We start from the raw sequence: 14761 nt of genomic DNA, 5'->3' as shown, positions 1-14761 counted from the left end.
CCGTTGGTCCGATGTGCCGGGGGTGCCCGGATTCCTAGGTTCTAGAGCGTGATCACCCTCGAAGGACTCACCAAGAGGTACGGCGCCACCCGTGCGGTGGACGCACTCGACCTGACCGTCTCCCCCGGCCGCGTCACCGGCTTCCTCGGCCCGAACGGCGCCGGCAAATCAACCACCATGCGGATGATCCTCGGCCTCGACACCCCGACCGAAGGCACCGCTCTCGTCGACGGCCGCCAGTACGCGGCGTGGCCGGCACCACTGACCAAGGTCGGCGCTCTGCTCGACGCCAAGGCCCTGCACCCGCGGCGGAGCGCACGCAACCACCTGATTGCGATGGCCCGGAGCAACGGCATCCCGGTCAGCCGGGTCGACGAGGTGCTGTCCGTCGTCGGCCTGGACCCGGTCACCCGGAAGCGGGCCGGACAGTTCTCGCTCGGCATGGGCCAGCGCCTCGGTATCGCCGGTGCCCTCCTCGGCGATCCCGAGGTGCTGATATTCGACGAGCCGGTGAACGGCCTTGACCCGGACGGCGTCCGCTGGGTGCGCCAGCTGATGCGCTCGCTCGCGGCGGAGGGCCGGACGGTATTCGTCTCCAGCCATCTGATGAGCGAGATGCAGCTGACCGCCGACCAGCTCGTCGTGATCGGCCGCGGCCGGCTGATCGCCGACGCACCGGTCGCGGAGGTGATCGCCGGCTCGTCCCGGACCACGGTCGCCGTCCGCGTCCCCGATCAGACGCACCGAGCCGTACTGCGCGATCGGCTGACGACCGAGGCCGAGCGGGTCGAGTCCACGGACGACCGCCTGGTCGTCACCGGCGTACCGGCGGAGCGGGTAGGCGATCTGGCTCACGAGCTCGGCGTACGGCTACACGAGCTGCACACCGAGCGGGCCTCGCTGGAGGAGGCGTACATGGAGCTCACCGCGGACAGCGTCCAGTACGGCGTGGCGGTGCCCTCGTGAGTGATCAGCTCCTGCACTTCGCCGACGAGCTGATGTCCTCGTGGTGGATCTACCTCGCGCTGTGGGGTTTCGCCGCGCTGGACGGCTTCTTCCCGGCCATCCCGAGCGAGACGCTGGTCGTCACCGCGGGCGTGTTCGCGGCAGCCAACGGTGAACCCAATCTGTACGCCGTGATCGTGGTCGCGGCGATCGGCGCGTTCGTCGGGGACCATGTGTCCTATGCGCTCGGCCGCGGCGCCGGTGGCCGGCTGCTCGATCGGATGAAGGCTGGTAGCAAACGGCATGCGGCTGTGCTCTGGGCCCGGCGAGCGTTGGCAGAGCGAGGCGGACTGGTCCTCGTGGTCGCCCGGTACGTCCCTGGCGGTCGCACGGCCGTCACTCTGACCATGGGGTCGGTGCGCTATCCCCTGCGGAAGTTCTCGGCGTACGCCGGACTGGCCGCGGCCAGCTGGGGTCTGTACTGCACCTTGGTGGGCTACATCGGCGGTAAGGCCTTCGAGGACAACCCACTGAAGGGCGTGATCCTCGGCATCGGCCTCGCCCTCACGGTGACGGTGATCGTCGAGGTCGTCCGGCACCGCCTGCGCAAACGGAAGCCTCAAGCTCAGGTAGAGCCTCAACTCGTGGAAGCGGGAGAACGATGAACGCAGTGGGGTCGGAGTGGACCAAGTTGTGGACGGTCCGGTCAAGCTGGCTGAATATCGCGGCGGCTGTGCTGCTGACCACGCTCCTCGGCGTGCAGTACGGGTTCGGCCTCGCCTACGACAACACCCATCTCCAGCCGGGTGACCTCGCGGAGAAACAGGCGGTCGGCGATTTCGGCAGCTCGGTCATCCTGATCGTGCAGGTGGTCGTGGCGGCCTTCGCACTGCTGACCGTGACGTCGGAGTACGCGACCGGCAGCATCCGCTCGACGCTCCAGTGGACTCCGGTACGGCGGAACGTCGTGCTGGCGAAGGCGATCGTGCTAGCACCCGTCCTGTTCGTCTACGGACTGTTGATGGCAGGCATCGCGGCCGTGGCGGGCGGGCTGGCCGCGGGCTCCTGGGCTGACTGGAGTGGGCGCGGGTTCGTGGTCGATCTGCTGTCGGTCGGCTTCTACGCAACCGCAGCCGGTCTGTTCACTGCCGGGATCGCGTGGGTGGTCCGCAGTACGGCCGGGACGCTGACCGCGGCATTCCTTCTGCTGCTGGTCGTCCCACTGATGCTCAGCCAGAGCTCTCTGCGCCCGCTGATCTGGATTGGGGCACTCCTGCCGGGCGGTGCCGGCCAGAACTATCTGACCGGCACTACCGACCCGATCTCCCCCACTCTGAGCGCCATAGTGCTCGTCGCGTGGGCTGTCGGGGGTCTAGCGCTTGGCACCCGCGTGCTCAGCCGCCGCGACGCTTGAGATCACCTCTTCGCACGCCGCGGCCAGCGAACGCGCCGCCGACGGACGCTGGTCCGCGAACCGCGGGATCAGGTCGGCCAGAGCGAGCTCGGCACTGATGAAGCGGAGGTTGTCGCCGGGGACTCCGTAGTTGGTGAAGTACGCCCGCAGATAGGGAAACTCGTAATCCCAGCCCTCCCGGCGAGCTCCCGGACCGTAGGCACCGCCACGGCTGCTGATCACGACCACTTCGGTGTCGCTGAGGACCCCGTCGCGGAAGGCACCGGGGAAGGTGATCCGGTCGATCCAAGCCTTCAGTGCGGCCGGAAGCGAGAAGCTGTACATCGGCGCACCGATCAGGATCGTCCGACTCGACACCACCTCGTCGATCAGCGGCTTGGTCAGCGCCCAGGCGTTGGCCTCGGCGGTGCTCTCGATCAGTGTGCCGACCAGCGTGAGCGGTACGACGCCCTGCCGCTCGGACCGCTGGCCGAGCTGGCAGTACGCCGTGTCGATCGGCGGCACCGGGTCCACGGCGAGGTCGCGGTAGCGGTACCCGGCCGAGCCGTGGACAGCCTGCCAGCGGTCCGCGAACAACCGGGTCAGCCGCCGCGTCACCGACTCGTCGGAGCGATTGGCACTGGAATCCAGATGGAGCAACATGGTCACCTTCGTCGGGTCGTGGTCGTCAGACTGGGTGACGGACCGGAGCGGGAAAGGTGACCAGTGATCGGCGACGAACTGACCGAGGCCTTCGAAGCGGAGCGCGGCAAGCTCGAGGCGGTCGCCTACCGGCTGCTCGGCTCGCGGAGTGAGGCCGAGGACGCGGTGCAGGAGGCCTGGATCCGGCTAGATCGAGTCGACGATGTCGAGAACCTCGGCGCCTGGCTCCGGACCGTGGTCACCCGGATCTGCCTCGATGTGCTGCGGGGACGCAAGGTTCGCCCGGAGGATCCCACCGGACCTGAGTTGCTCGAGCAGGCGCCCGCGATCTGGAGCACGCCGGAGGACGAGGCGCTGGTGGCCGACTCGGTCAGCCGGGCGCTGCTCGTCGTCCTGGACACGTTGGCGCCGGCCGAGCGGATCGCGTTCGTGCTGCACGACATGTTCGCCGTACCGTTCGCGCAGATCGCGCCGATCGTCGATCGGACCCCGGTCGCGACCAAGAAGCTCGCCAGCCGGGCTCGTCAGCGGGTCCAGGGCACCCCCGTCGTACCGGCGGCCGAGCTCGCCCGGCAGCGGCGCGTCGTGTCAGCCTTCCTCGACGCAGCCCGGGCCGGTGATCTCGCGGCCGTCCTGGATGTGCTGGACCCCGACGTCGTACGCCGGGTCGACGCAGCCGCCCTGGCACCTGGCATGGCCGCGGAGCTGCGGGGTGCGCGCGCCGTCGCCGAGGGCACGGTCGTCCTCGCGAGTCGCTCTCAACTGGCCGAGGTGGCCCTCGTCGACGGCCAGGTCGGCCTCGTCCTGGCCCCGCACGGGCAGCTGTTCCTGGCCATCGTCTTCACCAGCGAGGCGGACCGGATCACGTCGTACGACGTCATCGCCGATCCGGACCGCCTCAGCCGGTTGAGCCTCGCCGTCCTCAGCGCGGAACGTTGAGGGCGATAGTGATCTGCTCCGACACCTTGGCCGCGAGCTCCAGGCCGGCGCGCCGGGTGGCCGGCTGCAGGGCCGAGTGGTCGAGCGGACCCTCGGCGGCGATGTGCATGTCGGTGGGGATGTCGATCACGGCCGCCGCGCGGGACTCGAAGTACGGGCGGAGCTGCTTCTCGACCTCCTTGTTCACGTCGCCGGGACCGTTGGAGACCGCAATCACCGCACGGCGGATCAGCCGCTGCGCCTCCGGGCCCTGGTTGTCGAGCTCCTCGAGCATCTGCACCGCGGCCGCGCAGGACAGGCTCTTCCACTTGATCGGGATGACGAGGGCGTCGGCCGCCTTCATCGCCTCACGCCAGTTGCTGGAGCCCTCGTTGTTCCCGGTGTCGATCACGAGCACCTTGTAGAAGCGGCTCAACAGCCGGTGGATCTGGTCGAAGTCCTTGGCCTCGATCTGTGCGTACGTCGTGGTCGCGGACGTGAGCACGTCGTACTGACCGGCGACCTGGTGCCGCAGGTACGCCGCGACGTCGCCGAGCCGGGCGTCCGGCTGGGTCAGCATCTGCATCGCCTGGAGCATGTCCGTGACGGTGGACCGTGCGTTCGTGTCGTGCGTGCGCAGGTGCATGTTGCCGCGCAGCTCGTTGTTGTCCCACGCCACGACACCGCCGCCACGGGCCAGACCGAGCGCACCGGCGAGCAGCAGCGTGGTCGGCGTCTTGCCCGAACCACCCTTGGGGTTCGCGACGACGATCGTCACCGGACGGCGGAACGCGGTCGCCGCGGTCGCCCGCGCGATCCGCTCCGACCGCTCGGAGCTGCCCGGACGCAGCTTCAGCACACTCCGTACGCCGCGCTCGGCCGGAGCCTCCCGCGGCAGCGGCAGGGCCTGCATCAGCTCGTCGGTGCGGTAGGACACCTCGCGCTGCTGCGGTGCCTGCTGACCGGGGATGCCCTGCGGGAAGAAGTGCTGAGCGGCCGGAGACAGCTGCTGACCGCCCTGCGCCGGGCCACCGGCGGCGGGAGTGCCAGGAGCGCTGTAGCCGGAGCCTGAGCCGTGGAATGACGCGCCGCCGAAGACCGGGCTGCTCGGGCCTGCGGTTGGCGTCGTACCGGGGTCAGCCTGAGCAGCTGCCCCGCTGGTCTCCTGGTCGTCCGCCGTACTGTCGCCGGCTTCCTCGAGCTCATCGGGCTCGGCTGCTGGTTGGGTCCACGAGGCGGCGGACTCGGCGACGGGCTGCGTCCAGGACGGGGTTGACTGCTGAGGCTCGGGCTGAGTCCACGGCGCAGGTTGGTCGGCGGGCCGGGACCACGAGTCGACCGGGTAGTCCGCCGACAAGGCATCCGGCTTCTCCTCGGTGGCGGGCTCGGGGTCGCCTTCCCGGTTCGGGTCCGGCTGGGTCCAGGAGGGGGTCGGTTGCCACATTCTCCGGACCTCGGCCGCCGCCGCTTCCCGGTCCTTGTGCTGTCCGGAGTTGTGCGAGTCGGTCACGACCTGGATCCCCGATTCTGTCAGTGGGGGCGGTGCCCCTGGAGGCTGCTGGTTCGATTCCGGAGGTGAGGTCTCCGGGAGAGGTCCACTATCCCATGACACGGTGTCCACACAATGTCACGACCCGGAGCGTCGCTCGGCCGTTGACGACTCAAGATGTCACCAATCCCGCCTCGTAGGCGACGATGGCGGCCTGGACCCGGTTCTTCACCGCGAGTCGTAGCAGGACGGCGCTGACATAGGCCTTCACGGTCCCTTCGACCAGGTAGAGCCGCGCGGCGATCTCGGCGTTCGACAGTCCGGCGCCGACCAGGCCGAGCACCTCCAGCTCGCGGGGACTCAGGACGGCCACCTGCTCCTTGGCGGCCGCGGCCCGGGCCATCGCACCGCCGCCGGATCCGGCACTCAGCTCGGCGATCACCCGCTGGGCGACGCGCGGCGACAGATACGCGGCGCCTTCCGCCACCGCCTTCAGGCCGGCGATCAGCTCCCGCGGGTCCCCCGACTTCAACAGGAACCCGCTCGCGCCGTCGCCGAGCGCGCGGGCGATGTACGCGTCCTCAGAGAAGGTCGTGAGCATCACCACCGCGGTCTCGGGCACGGTCCGCCGGATCTCGGCACCGGCCGCCAGTCCGTCCATCCGCGGCATCCGGATGTCGAGTACGGCGACGTCCGGCCGATGCCGCCGTACCGCCTCGATCGCTGCCACGCCGTCGGCTGCCTCCGCAACGACCTCGATCGCGTCATCGGTGCCGAGGATCGCGCGGACGCCGCCCCCCACCATCGCCTCGTCGTCGGCCAGCAGCACCCGGATCATCCGGTCGCCTCCGGGGTCGGTGTGACGGAACCGCTCTGCACCAGGTGCTTGGCGACGAGCGCGCCGTCGGCGAAGCAGAGGCGATAGACATATGTGATGGAGAACGGGGCGTCCGGGCGGTAGTAGCGGCAACTCCAGCCGGCCGGTGGGTGATAGCCCTCCCCCGGCGGGTCGATCATCTCCATCGCGGGTAGCACCCTCTCCACGTCGTCCTCGCGCTGGCCGATCGTCAGTGCGTCGTACTGCGCGGGCCGCAGGATCGAGCTGTAGCCCGCGACGAGGTAGTAGCCGAGGGCAACCACTCCGACGACGGCGCCGAGGATCAGCGGCGCGGCCACCACGGTGATCAGTCCGCGGCGGGCGGACCGTCGTACCGTGGCTCGTTCTTCCGCCGTGTCGGTCGGCTTCTCAGCTTCGGGGCGGCCGCCGGCGCTCGGCATCGTCGCGACCACCTCGAATCCACCACCGGACCGGAGTCCTGCGGTCAGCGTCCCGCCGACCAGCCGCACGCGCTCCCGCAACCCGTCCAGGCCGCGACCGCTTGACGGCACTGCCTGCTGTGGCCGCGTCGCACCGGTATTGACGATGCTTATCTGCACATTGTCCTCGTGGGAGGTCACGGACACAGTCACCGCAGCACCTGGCGCGTGCTTGTTCGCGTTCGTCAACGATTCCTGGACGACGCGGTGGACTGCCCGGTCCACCATCGGTGAGAGCTCACCGATGCCCTCCTCAACCAGTCGCACGTTGAGGCCTGACGCGGCCGCTCGGTCGACCAGTGCGGCCACAGTTTCGTCATGCGGCATGACGGGCGCGTCCGCGTCCCGCAGTACACCGACGATGTCGCCGAGTCGCTCGGTCGCGGTGGCCGCTGCCTCACGCAGCGACGTCGCGGCCCGCCGATGCTCCTCCGGCAGAGTGGGATCGAGCTCCAGCGCGGCGGCCCGCAGCGCGATCAGGCTCAGCTCGTGACCGACCGAATCGTGCATGTCCTCGGCGATCCGGGACCGTTCGCGCAAGCGCTCTTGGTCGATCGCCATCCGCTGCTCGCGTTCGATCCGCTCGGCCCGCTCCCAGCCGGCCGAGGCCAGCAGCGCCTGCTGGGCGCGGTACCGGCCGACCAGCCATGGCAGCACGACCAGCAACAAGGCCAGCAGAAGCATCACCAGCCAGGACAGGATCGACTCCGTGGCCCGGACCTGCCGTCTCATCACCACCGTCAGCGCGAGGCCCCCGAGCAGCGACCAGCTGCACACCATGACGAAGTGCTTCAGCTGCGTCTCGCGCCGGCCGGCCAGATAGCTCAACAGGCTGATCGCCGGGACCAGTGCGATCTGCACACCGTGCGTCGTACCGAGGGCAAAGATCAGAATGAGGATCTGCGCCCAGGCGACCACGGCCAGTGCGGCCAGCGGCCACCTGCACCGACCGAACGCGGCCAGGAGCAGTACGCCGACGCACGCCGCACGCACCCAGTACGGATCACCGCGTGTGCCGCTCTCGGCGAGCACGAGGAAGCTCAGCGCGGCCCACAGGCCGACGTCCCCCAGGCGCCGCCACGTCATGCCGTAGACGCTACACAGTCGCTTGCATGTCGCCGTACTGCCGAAAGTCAGGTGTTGCTGTCGGCATCGACCAGCTCAAAGGGGACCATGGACAGGTTCGGCACCGGCTCCCCGCGCAGCTGGGCGAGCAGCAGGTCGACTGCGCGCCGGCCCATCTCCGCCTGGTTCTGCCGGACATGCAGGTACGGCGGTCCGCCGATGGAGTCGCCTGGTGAGTCGAAACACGCGACCACTCCGTCGCCGCCCAGTGCGCGGTCGACCATCCGGGCCAGGTTGTACTCACAGGCGAAGTACGCCGTCACTTCCGGCAGCCGCTCCCGGAACGCGCGGATCACCTCCATGTCCGCCCGCACACTCTCAGTGGTCGTCGAACCGGGCAGAGTGCTGCGCAGGTCGGTCAGTTCGTAAGCCTGTCCCCTGCCTTCGAACGCCGAGCGGAAACCCTCCAGCCTCTCCTCGATCGACGACGTGTTGACGGGCGGTGGGGAGAGGAAGGCGATGTGACGGTGTCCCTGGTCGAGCAACCGCGCCGTCAGCGCCCGCGCGGCCGCCACGTTGTCGGTGTGCACGGCCGCGACCGGAATTCCGGACAGATGCCGGTCGACGAGGACAACTGGGTAGCCGTCCAGCACCTGTCGGAGCAGGCTGGCGTTGTAGAAGTCGCCGTGGACCGGGAACACGATCAGACCGTCGACACTCGCCACGAGCGAGTCCACGGCCTTCTCCTCGTCGGTCTGCCGCCCGTGGGTTCGCCGTACGACCAGATGGGCGCCGTACTCCGCGCAGCGCTCCTCGATGGCGTTCAGGAGATCCAGACCGTAGGCCTCCGACACGTCCGGCACGATGAGCGCGATCGAACGAGCCTCCTGCCGCGGACCCGGGCGGCCGCGCAGAGGCATCGTGATCCGGCTCAGATCGGGCAGGCGCCGTACGACGAACGTCCCCTTGCCGCGGATGCGTTCGACCAGGCCGGCCTCCCGCAGGACCTCGAGAGCGCGCTTCGACGTGATCCGGCTGACCTCGAACTGCGCTGCGAGCTCCATCTCGGACGGCACGCGGTCACCGGGCCTCAGTGCACCGCGCCGGAGCTGCTCCAGGACGTGGTTGCAGATCCGCTCGTACAGCAATGCCACGCCGCCACCTCACCTGTTGTCCGGTTGACATATCAAATCATCCCCTACTGTCGGTGGGCGGTGGCAGCGTGACTGTCATGCGAATCGATGGGAAACGCGCAGTGGTCACCGGAGGTGCGGTCGGGATCGGCCGCGCCATCGCCCTGCGCCTGGCCGCGGCCGGCGCAGAGGTGGTGGTGACCGACATCGACGTCGCGGGCGGTAGTCGCACGTGTGAGCTGATCGGCTCATCGGCGCGGTTGTGCAGGTCGACATGCGCGACGACGCGGCGGTGACCGACCTGATGGCATGTCAACCGCAGATCCTGGTCAACAACGCCGGCGGCGGGGCCGCTCTTCCGGTGGCTGAACGTGGCCCTGAGTTGGTCCCACTCGAGGTCCTGACGGACGCCGTTGTGCGCTTCGTCGAGGACGAGTCTCTGGCCGGTCGGGTGGTGCTGCTGGATCGCGGTGCGGAGCCACGCTTTCTCGAGTGACATCGATGCCGGAAAAAGTCTGGAGGAGTTCCGGATCAGATCCTGGTGAGGGGACCCGATGGGCTGACAACATTCCGGCATGACCCGCCCAGCAGTGCCTGCCTTCGCAGCTCGTCCCGTGGTGTCCGTCGCGGTCGCCGTCGGGCTCGTGCTGACGGCGCTGTCCGGGCGGTACGGGTTCCACCGCGACGAGCTGTACTTCATGGTCGCCGGCCGCCGGCTGAGTTGGGGGTACGTCGATCAGCCGCCGCTCACGCCCTTGCTGGCGCGGCTCTCGACCTCGGTGTTCGGGGACACGGTGATGGGCCTTCGGGTGCTGTCGACGGTGAGCAGCGTGATCACGATCATCGTGGTGGCGCTGATCGCCCGTGAGTTCGGCAGCGATCGGCGTGGGCAGGTGCTGGCGGCGGTGTGTGCGGCCGTGTCCGGGTTCGTCCTCGGCGTCGGGCATCTCGTGTCGACGGCGACGTACGACCTGCTGGCGTGGATGCTGATCGGACTGTTCGCGGTCAAGCTGCTGCGGACCCGCGACGGGCGGTGGTGGCTCGCGCTCGGGCTGACGGTCGGGATCGCCTTGGAGAACAAGTACCTCGTCGTTCTCCCGGTCGGCGCGTTGCTGGTCGCGTTGCTGATCGTCGGTCCGCGAGAGGTGCTGCGGTCGTGGTGGCTGCTGGCCGGCGTCGCGCTGGCCGGGCTTGCCGCTCTGCCCAACGTGGTGTGGCAGTTCCAGCACGACTGGCCACAGCTCACCGTCGCGGGCGGGATCAGCGAGGACGACGGCACCGAGAACCGGCTCATGTTCATCCCGCTGCAGATTCTGCAACTGTCGCCGTTCCTGGTGCCGATCTGGGTGGCCGGGTTCCTGCGGCTGTGGCGGACTCCGTGGGCCCGGTCCATCGCGTTGGCGTACCCGCTGCTGTGTGTCGTCGTACTGGCGGTCGGCGGGAAGTCGTACTACGCGCTGCCGTTGCTGCTCGTCCTGGTGGCGGCCGGGAGCGAGCCGGCGCTGGGCTGGATCGACCGCCACAGGCCGCTTGCGGTGGTCGGGCTGGTGCTCACCGCTTTGACGTCCGCACTGTTCACTTTGCCGGTGCTTCCGGCGTCGGCGGTGGACTTCGTCATCCCGGTGAACAAGGAGCAAGGCGAGCAGATCGGCTGGCCTTCGATGGCGGCAGCCGTCGCGACGGCGTGGGAGCGAATCCCAGCGGACCAACGGTCGTCGGCCACGATCTTCGCCGGCAACTACGGCGAGGCCGGGGCGTTGCTCCGCTACGGGCCTGCACATGGGCTGCCATCGGCGTACTCGGGACACATGAGCTTCGCCGACTGGGGCCGCCCGCCGGACAGCAACACCGGGCCTGTTCTGCTCGTCGAGATCGAGCGGACGCCGTCGTTCGAGGCGAACTTCCGGGACTGCTCGCAGGTCGGCACGATCGACAACATCGTCTCGAACGACGAGGACGGCACCGCGCTCGTGCTGTGCTCGGCGCCGACCGAGCCGTGGTCCACGCTGTGGCCGAAGCTGAGGAGGTACTACTGACGCACGTACGGTTGGACGATGCTCCCTCTGGTCGACCTCCCGGCGGGCTCCATCGCCCTCCGAGACGACCGCCTCGGCACCCGCTGGCAGGTCTCGCTGGCCGCGTTCCGGCTCGGCCGCTACCCGGTCGTCGGGGCGGACGACGTACCGCTCACCGGCATCAGCTGGTACGACGCCGTTGCCTTGTGCAACAAGTTGTCCGCTGAGGACGGTCTGCCCGCCGCGTATGTGATCGACGGGGAGGAGGTCACGTGGTCGTCGAGCTCGCCCGGGTACCGGCTGCCGACGGAGGCCGAGTGGCAGTACGCGTGCACCGCGGGTGTGCCGGCCTACCGCTACGGGCCTGTCGACGACATCGCCTGGTATTTAGGAAATTCCGACGGTCACCCACATCGTGTCGGGCTCAAAACGTCGAACGACTGGGGTCTGCACGACATGCTCGGCAACGTCTGGGAGTGGTGCTGGGACCTCTACGACCCGGCGACGTACGGCGCGTACCGCATCTTCCGCGGCGCCGGCTTCGACGACCCGGAACGCTCAGTCGGTTCCACCGTCCGGCGCCGCTCCCACCCAACCTTCGCCATCGAGGACCTCGGCCTACGCATCGCCCAATCAATCACACTCTGAGCGGCGACCATCCGTGGGTCACCCGTGCCCTCATCTCGGCCAGCGCCTTCGGCCCGCTTCGCTGTACTCAAGACGCACTCACCCTCGACGCAGGCCGACCCACACCCGCGCTTCCACGACCCGGCGACCGCCCTCGATCTCGTCCCCAGCCCGGCCGCAGCAGCCGCAACCAATCCCAGGCCGCCGATGGCCGCATACCAGCGCAACCACAGCCAACGGTCACACTCCCGGCGCAACCACAGCCGTAGAGCACGCCGCAGCGCGCAACCACCGCCAGCAACCCTTCAGGACCCGGCAGCAGACCGCGACGAGAAACCGGAGCCGACAACTGTCCAAGAGTGGGCCACCAGACCCGGGTGCTATCCAGCGGCGGGCAACCACCGCCGGGAACGTTCAGCGACGGGCAACCCCAGCGCGGAACCGTCCGAGCGGCGATCAACCACAGCAGCCGAGCGAAGCGAAGGCGCAAAGGGGGTGCGGGTGGCGGAGCCCCCGCTCGCGGCGAGCGAAGCGCTGCCGCACAAACGACGAAGGCGACCCGGTCCGCGCTTTCCGCGGACACGAGTCGCCTATCGCCTTCGTGGACGATACTGGGATCGAACCAGTGACCTCTTCCGTGTCAGGGAAGCGCGCTACCGCTGCGCCAATCGTCCAAACAACACCACACAACACACTCTCACGTGACGGTGTCGAGGTGGAGACGGGATTCGAACCCGTGTACACGGCTTTGCAGGCCGTTGCCTCGCCTCTCGGCCACTCCACCAGTGAGAAAGCTGGCCCGCCGAACCCTCTCCGAGCGGACGACCGGGTTCGAACCGGCGACCTCAACCTTGGCAAGGTTGCGCTCTACCAACTGAGCTACGTCCGCATCGCGACCGGGTTTTCGACTCCCCCGGCGCGAGAAGAACACTAGCCCATCTCGCCCGGAGTTCAAAAATCGGGGTCCCTCAACGTCGACGTACCGTCATCGTCCGGTCACCTTCGGACCGCCCGTCGGACCCGGATCGCCTGCGCACTAAGGTGTTCCGCGGAAGGAGCGGCACATGCGTATCTGGCTCAACGGCGCCTTGCAGGACGACGAGGCGACGGTCTCGCCACTGGATCACGGGCTCACCACCGGTGACGGTGTGTTCGAGACGATCAAGATCGTCGACGGGCGTCCGTTCGCGGTGACGAGGCATCTTGAGCGGCTGGTTCGGTCCGCGGTCGGCCTCGGCCTGCCGGAGCCGGACGTGGCCCAGCTCGAGGAGGGCATCGCGGCGGTCGTGAAGGCCGATCCCGACATCCCGTTCGGCCGGCTGCGGATCACGTACACGGGTGGTGTCTCACCGTTGTCGTCCGATCGCGGTACGTCGGGACCGACGATCCTGATCGCGACGCAAGCCATCAAGCGCCCCGGGCCGACGTCGGCGATCGTCACCGTGCCGTGGGTCCGCAACGAGCGCAGCGCGGTCGCCGGCCTGAAGACGACGTCGTACGCCGAGAACGTCCGTGCACTCGCCTACGCGAAGGAACGCGGCGGCAGCGAGGCGATCTTCGCGAACACGATCGGCAACCTGTGCGAGGGCACGGGCTCGAACATCTTCTGCGTGTACGACGGCGAGCTCGTCACGCCGACCTTGGAGTCGGGGGCGCTGGCCGGCGTGACCCGCGCGCTGGTGCTCGAGTGGTTCGGCGGAGTGGAGCGCGATGTACCGCTCGAGCGCCTGCACGACACCGAGGAGGTCTTCCTCACCTCCACCACGCGCGACGTCCAAGCGATCCACCGCGTCGACAACCGCGACCTCCCGGCACCCGGCGCCATCACCGCCCAGGTCACCAAGATCTTCACCGAACGCTCAGCCGAAAACCCCAACCCCTAACGGACGCACTTTCCGGATGATTTCTGCCGCCTGGCGCAGAGAATGTTCCGAAAAGCACGACCCGATGCCCACTTCAGGGGCTACTCGCCGGAGGCTTTGCGGCGTTCGCGGTAGGCGGCTACGTGCAGACGGTTGCCGCAGGTGCGGGCGTCGCAGTACCGCTTGGAACGGTTGCGGGACAGGTCGATCAGGGCGTCATCACAGTCCGGTGCCTCGCAGCGACGGAGGCGTTCGCGTTCGCCGGCGGAGATCACCTGGGCCAGCGCGATCCCGCACTCCACCGTGATCCGGCACGCCAGTGACGCACCGTCCCGCGAGTAGTGGATGTGCCACGGGTGCCCGTCGTGATTCGTCAGCCGCGGCGTCGTCGTACCGCGGGCGACGATCGCGTTGATCATCACCGCTGCCGTCGCGTCGGAATCCGTGGTGAACACCGGCGAGAACAACGGACGCAGGTCGCGGACCTCGGCAAGGTCCTTCTCCGTCAGCGTGTCGACCGCACTGACCTCGCGCTCGTGGACGAACTTCTCCAGCTCCTCGAGCGTCTCCATCGTGTCGACCTGGCTGTTCGGTCCGGGCAGGGTGTTGACGAGCCGGACCAGCGTGCCGAGCGCCTGCTCGGTGTCGTGCGAGAAAGTCACAATCACGTCTCCAACGCGACGGGGTCTCCGTCCTGCAGCAAGAGTAGCCCGGGCCGATTAGATCGTCGCTCCATGATGCGCTAAGGTTTCACCCGCAAGGCACCAGAAAGCAACAACAGCACCAACAGTACGGGCGATTGGCGCAGTGGTAGCGCGCTTCGTTCACACCGAAGAGGTCACTGGTTCGAACCCAGTATCGCCCACGCAGTCGACAGGCGACGTGTGCTCGCGGAAAGCGCGAGCCGCGTCGCCTGCTTCGTGTTGTGCGGCTGCGCTTCGCTTGCCGCGAGCGGGGGCTTCGCCACCCGCACCCCGTTGCGCCTGCGCTTCGCTCGGCTCCCTGGTTGCTCGCCGACGTCGGGTTTGCGCCTGCGCTTCGCTCGGCTCCCTGGTTGCTCGCCGCTGTCGGGTTTGCGCCTGCGCTTCGCTCGGCTCCCTGGTTGCTCGCCGACGTCGGGTTTGCGCCTGCGCTTCGCTCGGCTCCCTGGTTGCTCGCCGCTGTCGGGTTTGCGCCTGCGCTTCGCTCGGCTCCCTGGTTGCTCGCCGCCGCCGGGTTTGCGCCCACGCTGCGCTCGGCTCCGCGATCCCGCCCGCCTAAGCACGCGGGCTCCTGTGGTCGCGCGCTAGATCGAGAACCCGTGGCCCCGCCGCCCTCACCATCTCCGCGCAGCA

The 14761-nt window shown here is 68.7% G+C and carries 15 protein-coding genes and 4 tRNA genes; 10 read left to right on the top strand and 9 right to left on the bottom strand.

Features of this window, described 5'->3' with window-relative positions:
* The first annotated feature begins 48 nt into the window (after nt 1-48).
* The 3 genes from OG558_RS32385 to OG558_RS32375 are packed head-to-tail and all read left to right on the top strand — an operon-like array spanning nt 49 to nt 2359.
* Nucleotides 49-966 (top strand): ABC transporter ATP-binding protein, encoded by a 918-nt coding sequence (locus tag OG558_RS32385; RefSeq protein WP_405066362.1) that lies wholly within the window; start codon nt 49-51, stop codon nt 964-966.
* A complete protein-coding gene (locus OG558_RS32380) occupies nt 963-1610 on the top strand; it encodes a DedA family protein (RefSeq protein ID WP_405066361.1) in 648 nt (215 codons plus the stop codon). Before OG558_RS32385 ends, OG558_RS32380 begins: the two co-directional genes overlap by 4 nt.
* Nucleotides 1607-2359, top strand: a complete 753-nt coding sequence (locus OG558_RS32375) for an ABC transporter permease (RefSeq protein WP_405066360.1) — start codon at nt 1607-1609, stop codon at nt 2357-2359. The genes OG558_RS32380 and OG558_RS32375 overlap by 4 nt, the downstream gene beginning before the upstream one ends.
* Here the strand turns inward: OG558_RS32375 and OG558_RS32370 are convergent.
* A complete protein-coding gene (locus tag OG558_RS32370) occupies nt 2318-3001 on the bottom strand; it encodes an FMN-dependent NADH-azoreductase (RefSeq protein WP_405066359.1) in 684 nt (227 codons plus the stop codon). The genes OG558_RS32375 and OG558_RS32370 overlap by 42 nt on opposite strands.
* A gap of 63 nt (nt 3002-3064) precedes the next feature.
* Between OG558_RS32370 and OG558_RS32365 the strand changes: the two genes are divergently transcribed.
* Nucleotides 3065-3940, top strand: a complete 876-nt coding sequence (locus OG558_RS32365) for a sigma-70 family RNA polymerase sigma factor (protein WP_405066358.1) — start codon at nt 3065-3067, stop codon at nt 3938-3940.
* On the opposite strand, the gene OG558_RS32360 is transcribed toward OG558_RS32365, so the two are convergent.
* The 4 genes from OG558_RS32360 to OG558_RS32345 all read right to left on the bottom strand — a co-directional run bounded on the left by OG558_RS32360 (nt 3924) and on the right by OG558_RS32345 (nt 8944).
* The gene (locus OG558_RS32360) at nt 3924-5429 is read right to left on the bottom strand and encodes an AAA family ATPase (protein ID WP_405066357.1); all 1506 of its coding nucleotides are present in this window, start codon (nt 5427-5429) and stop codon (nt 3924-3926) included. The two genes, OG558_RS32365 and OG558_RS32360, sit on opposite strands and share 17 nt — an antisense overlap.
* A 151-nt stretch (nt 5430-5580) precedes the next feature.
* Nucleotides 5581-6246: a response regulator gene (locus OG558_RS32355; RefSeq protein WP_405066356.1), complete on the bottom strand. Its 666-nt coding sequence runs from the start codon at nt 6244-6246 to the stop codon at nt 5581-5583.
* Nucleotides 6243-7811 (bottom strand): sensor histidine kinase, encoded by a 1569-nt coding sequence (locus tag OG558_RS32350; RefSeq protein WP_405066355.1) that lies wholly within the window; start codon nt 7809-7811, stop codon nt 6243-6245. The genes OG558_RS32355 and OG558_RS32350 overlap by 4 nt, the downstream gene beginning before the upstream one ends.
* 47 nt (nt 7812-7858) lie before the next feature.
* Nucleotides 7859-8944: a GntR family transcriptional regulator gene (locus OG558_RS32345; RefSeq protein WP_405066354.1), complete on the bottom strand. Its 1086-nt coding sequence runs from the start codon at nt 8942-8944 to the stop codon at nt 7859-7861.
* A gap of 77 nt (nt 8945-9021) precedes the next feature.
* Here OG558_RS32345 and OG558_RS32340 point away from each other — a divergent pair, with 77 nt between their 5' ends.
* From OG558_RS32340 to OG558_RS32325, 4 genes are all read left to right on the top strand, one after another.
* Nucleotides 9022-9219 (top strand): SDR family NAD(P)-dependent oxidoreductase, encoded by a 198-nt coding sequence (locus OG558_RS32340; RefSeq protein ID WP_405066353.1) that lies wholly within the window; start codon nt 9022-9024, stop codon nt 9217-9219.
* Entirely contained in the window at nt 9198-9419 is a 222-nt protein-coding gene (locus tag OG558_RS32335; RefSeq protein WP_405066352.1) for a hypothetical protein, read from the top strand. Before OG558_RS32340 ends, OG558_RS32335 begins: the two co-directional genes overlap by 22 nt.
* Nucleotides 9420-9498: 79 nt before the next feature.
* Nucleotides 9499-10959 carry an ArnT family glycosyltransferase gene (locus tag OG558_RS32330; RefSeq protein ID WP_405066351.1) on the top strand — a complete coding sequence of 487 codons (1461 nt, stop codon included), beginning with the start codon at nt 9499-9501 and terminating at the stop codon, nt 10957-10959.
* An 18-nt stretch (nt 10960-10977) separates the two neighbouring features.
* A complete protein-coding gene (locus tag OG558_RS32325) occupies nt 10978-11586 on the top strand; it encodes a formylglycine-generating enzyme family protein (RefSeq protein WP_405066350.1) in 609 nt (202 codons plus the stop codon).
* A gap of 581 nt (nt 11587-12167) precedes the next feature.
* On the opposite strand, the gene OG558_RS32320 is transcribed toward OG558_RS32325, so the two are convergent.
* The 3 genes from OG558_RS32320 to OG558_RS32310 all read right to left on the bottom strand — a co-directional run bounded on the left by OG558_RS32320 (nt 12168) and on the right by OG558_RS32310 (nt 12454).
* Nucleotides 12168-12239: transfer RNA gene (locus tag OG558_RS32320), tRNA-Val, on the bottom strand.
* Nucleotides 12240-12278: 39 nt separating this feature from the next.
* Nucleotides 12279-12349: transfer RNA gene (locus tag OG558_RS32315), tRNA-Cys, on the bottom strand.
* Between the two features lie 32 nt (nt 12350-12381).
* Nucleotides 12382-12454 (bottom strand) — tRNA-Gly (locus OG558_RS32310).
* Nucleotides 12455-12629: 175 nt separating this feature from the next.
* Between OG558_RS32310 and OG558_RS32305 the strand changes: the two genes are divergently transcribed.
* A complete protein-coding gene (locus OG558_RS32305) occupies nt 12630-13448 on the top strand; it encodes an aminotransferase class IV (protein WP_405066349.1) in 819 nt (272 codons plus the stop codon).
* A gap of 80 nt (nt 13449-13528) precedes the next feature.
* On the opposite strand, the gene OG558_RS32300 is transcribed toward OG558_RS32305, so the two are convergent.
* Entirely contained in the window at nt 13529-14095 is a 567-nt protein-coding gene (locus OG558_RS32300; protein WP_405066348.1) for a CGNR zinc finger domain-containing protein, read from the bottom strand.
* Nucleotides 14096-14220: 125 nt separating this feature from the next.
* On the opposite strand from OG558_RS32300, the gene OG558_RS32295 reads away from it, so the two are divergent.
* A tRNA-Val gene (locus OG558_RS32295) sits at nt 14221-14292 on the top strand.
* Nucleotides 14293-14761 lie beyond the last annotated feature (469 nt).

It is taken from the genome of Kribbella sp. NBC_01510 (assembly GCF_045040325.1).
Classification (GTDB): Bacteria; Actinomycetota; Actinomycetes; order Propionibacteriales; family Kribbellaceae; genus Kribbella.
This window is presented reverse-complemented; position numbering and strand designations above follow the sequence as displayed.

Bases quoted from the DNA above. Each gene is read 5' to 3' on its own strand.
- OG558_RS32355 (WP_405066356.1), bottom strand. From the start codon at position 6,246: ATGATCCGGGTGCTGCTGGCCGACGACGAGGCGATGGTGGGGGGCGGC.
- OG558_RS32370 (WP_405066359.1), bottom strand. From the start codon at position 3,001: ATGTTGCTCCATCTGGATTCCAGTGCCAATCGCTCCGACGAGTCGGTG.
- OG558_RS32330 (WP_405066351.1), top strand. From the start codon at position 9,499: ATGACCCGCCCAGCAGTGCCTGCCTTCGCAGCTCGTCCCGTGGTGTCC.
- OG558_RS32335 (WP_405066352.1), top strand. From the start codon at position 9,198: ATGCGCGACGACGCGGCGGTGACCGACCTGATGGCATGTCAACCGCAG.
- OG558_RS32340 (WP_405066353.1), top strand. From the start codon at position 9,022: ATGCGAATCGATGGGAAACGCGCAGTGGTCACCGGAGGTGCGGTCGGG.
- OG558_RS32305 (WP_405066349.1), top strand. From the start codon at position 12,630: ATGCGTATCTGGCTCAACGGCGCCTTGCAGGACGACGAGGCGACGGTC.
- OG558_RS32325 (WP_405066350.1), top strand. From the start codon at position 10,978: ATGCTCCCTCTGGTCGACCTCCCGGCGGGCTCCATCGCCCTCCGAGAC.
- OG558_RS32350 (WP_405066355.1), bottom strand. From the start codon at position 7,811: ATGACGTGGCGGCGCCTGGGGGACGTCGGCCTGTGGGCCGCGCTGAGC.
- OG558_RS32375 (WP_405066360.1), top strand. From the start codon at position 1,607: ATGAACGCAGTGGGGTCGGAGTGGACCAAGTTGTGGACGGTCCGGTCA.